The 1,606-nt window shown below is 45.8% G+C and carries 1 protein-coding gene; it reads left to right on the top strand.

Annotated elements, in window-relative coordinates:
• Window positions 1-64: 64 nt before the first annotated feature.
• A complete protein-coding gene (locus F2P44_RS34190) occupies window positions 65-1,570 on the top strand; it encodes a hypothetical protein (protein ID WP_167094520.1) in 1,506 nt (501 codons plus the stop codon).
• Window positions 1,571-1,606: the final 36 nt, after the last annotated feature.

Here is a 1,606-nt window from a genome sequence, read left to right as displayed (position 1 = left end):
ATGAGATTAACCATGATTCCGCCACCATAACCGACCAGAATTCGTCCAGCATCACGAAAATGCGATGGAAAGTCGCGCTCCCGTGATGCCGGCCAGTTCAGAAAAATCGTTTTGCAATTGGCTCATATATGACGGATCAGCTGGCGCTTCAGTTATCAGGACTAAGGATGACGGTTCAACGTTAGGTAAAGTCGGAGTCGCCCGCTTAACCATTAATGTGCTTGGTGCCAATCTCCCGGATATAGCCTTGAAATTTGGGCATACTGGGGATGAAGTGAAGTATTCGGATACCCGTACAGCCACTCATATCTTCGTCAAGGACGTAACTGTCGATTATCTCATCGACCGCGCGCCGACACTTGGGCAACGCGGAATAGCCCTGAGCTTAGTAGCAAAAAGCAATGTGGTCATTCAAGGGAATACCTTCAAAACAGATGAAGCCGCAATGACGAGTTCCTACGTAAATCAGTATCTCGATATTTCGGACAATACGTTTGAGTACTCAAACTCGGGCGTGCATCTATTTGCAAACTACAGTATTGCACTCAATAATAAAATCATTGGCCATCCAAATTATCTTCAGCATAAGGATAGGGATATGCGTGGTTTTACAGTAAAATCTCAAGCGTATTTGTATAATAACGATATTCGAAATCTCGGAAGTATCGACGATGGCAAAAATGACGGTGAAGTCATCCTGGGAGAACCCGCCGGCGGTGGTACGAAAATGTATGGCGCTGTAGAAAGTGTTGCAGCTAAAGTCCTGACAGTGGCCCCAGTTTATTCCAGAGATTGGGATAATGCAGACCACAGGTGGGATAAGTGGCATGTCCTTATTGTGGATGGAAAAGGCATGGGTCAGTTAAATGAAGTAACAGCGCTAATGCAATCGTCAAGTCAAATTACCGTGAAAGATAATTGGAAAGTTGCTCCCGACGAGACAAGTAAGTTTATTGTTTTTCTTCCATTGCGCCAAAGTGTTTTTTACAAGAATATTTCCACTAATAATACGAAAGGTTTTTGGTTTTACGGAGATAATTACGACGGAGTGATGGCGGAGAACAATTCCATCAATAGTGAAGGCATCCTGATCAATGCGGTTCATGTTCCCGCGAAAACCTTTTACATAAGCTATTTCAATCGTTTGGAACGAAACGTTGTCACAGGCTATTCTCCATTGTCCAAAGTCGCAGGAATTGGATTAAGATTATCACCCGAAGCCAATGGCACTCCTTATGTATTTGGCAATCTGGCTTACGGGACAGACATCAAAGGCAATAGCATTACCGGCGTGTTGCCGGCTCCCATTCTCCCTTCCAGAAATTATTCGGAAGCGCCGGATATCAACGGCATATATGCATTCCGGAATACCGGATATAACCAGTCGCGAACGATGTCGGAGGCCGTCAATATTCAGAACAATAGCCTCAATACGCTGGATAATGGGATAACGTATGACTTGAACAGCAAAGGGTTAACGGTCGCGGTAGGGACAGGAGTCGCCTCCTGCCCCCCGCACAGATCCCTGCGAGCGGAACTACCGCACAAGGCTCCTACCTTGGGTGTCTGACGTAAAAGCGTTCACTGGGGTAAGGATGGGTGTTTC

Source organism: Massilia frigida (assembly GCF_011682175.1).
Lineage (GTDB): Bacteria > Pseudomonadota > Gammaproteobacteria > Burkholderiales > Burkholderiaceae_D > Telluria_A > Telluria_A frigida.
The sequence above is the reverse complement of the archived record's forward strand: the minus strand, read 5'-3'. Positions and strand labels throughout refer to the sequence as shown.